Source organism: bacterium, from assembly GCA_024228115.1.
In the GTDB taxonomy this organism is placed as follows: Bacteria; Myxococcota_A; UBA9160; order UBA9160; family UBA6930.
In genome coordinates this window covers 1-1,299 of the sequence record JAAETT010000523.1, presented here as the reverse complement: position 1 = coordinate 1,299, position 1,299 = coordinate 1, and the positions used below count along the sequence as shown (strand labels likewise).

The following is a 1,299-nucleotide window of genomic DNA, read 5'->3' as shown; positions in this document are numbered from 1 at the left end:
GCAGGAGCAGGCTGGTGAGGATCAGAACGTGCACGACGGGAAGGTAGGCCCCTCCGACTCTTGGGGTAGGCGGGCGCGGGGGCTGCCCACTCTCGCACGCGTCGAGCCCGGCTCCGGGCCGAACTCGGCGCCAGCCCATGATCCCCGTGCGGGGCTCCGGACGGGCGGGCGGGGGGTTGTGGGTGCGAGCCGAGTTCTGCGTCGATGACCAAGGCCGACCTCGGCGCGGAACTGAATTGCGGAAAGAGCGTCCCTGTTCCTCATCGGATGGGCTCAGGGATTCAGCTTTGCCGCCGCCACGAACTCTCGCGCTTGATCCGTGACCACGGATCTGCTGAGCTGAGAAAAAACGCCCTTGGCGTTAGGTATGTTGAGCACGATGAAGGTCCCGTCATCTGAGAGCACTACAGAGAACGAACCTGCGCTCAGGCGGATACCCGGCGCGTAGGAATTCCAATCGCGCCGCCATCCCCCTCGATTCACATCAAGCCACGCCTGCATCTCCTGCACGAAGGGATGCGTCGGGTCGACAGGTCCTGACTCGACAATTCTTCCCTGCGAGTACACGAAGAACTCAAGATTATCCGGCAATTCCATATCGTCTTTGGAGAGCGTTTGGTTGCATCCCGCGAAGAGCGCTGCAGCAAGTGCACAGATCGCCAGCCGCCGTCTATTTGCCAAATTCGCCTCGCTTTTTGCTTTCTTCGGATTTCATTAAGAGTGTCCTGCGAGTAGTCTCGACAGCTATTGCCGACGGGAGATACGGGCCCGTATCTCCCAGCTGAGACTCGAGCCACTCCTTGATCGCTGCGTCCTTACTAGGCGTTGTCGAGATAGTGTCCTGAATCTTGGTTTCAGGGGCAGGATCCTTGTAGACAACCCCCGAGCCTTCCTCTCCGGGACCTGTCTCGCCGGAACTGCTGGCCCCAACGAAACCATCACTTTCCCCGCCAACTGGCAGCCCAAATGATTGACCGTAAGAACCCGTCGGCGTATCAACCGACACCTTTTGATGGAGCCCGCCGACGGCCGCGGTGTTTGAATACCTAACGTCCAATCCGTTCGGGTCATACGCGACAATCGGATTGTTCAACGCGTACGTATAGATGGCGATCCCACCCTGTTGCGCGATCGGATCCGCGTTGATGTGCCTCCCTGTTGTTGGCGATCACGAGAAACCGTAGAAATCTGATCATCTAGCCGTGGTCGCGCGCGAGTGCTGGTTTCTCGTCAGAACGGCGGATCGGTGTCGAGTTCGCGATCGAGAGCCGCGAGGTAGTGTCTGATCTGGCGATCGAG

General features: G+C 59.4%; 1 protein-coding gene and 1 pseudogene. Both read right to left on the bottom strand.

Going from position 1 to position 1,299, the window contains the following annotated elements:
* Positions 1-273: 273 nt before the first annotated feature.
* Positions 274-681, bottom strand: coding sequence for a hypothetical protein (locus GY937_21805; protein ID MCP5059347.1), 408 nt, complete (start codon positions 679-681; stop codon positions 274-276).
* Positions 671-1,165 (bottom strand): annotated as a pseudogene (locus tag GY937_21800) (hypothetical protein). The gene GY937_21805 and the pseudogene GY937_21800 overlap by 11 nt, the downstream one beginning before the upstream one ends.
* Positions 1,166-1,299: the final 134 nt, after the last annotated feature.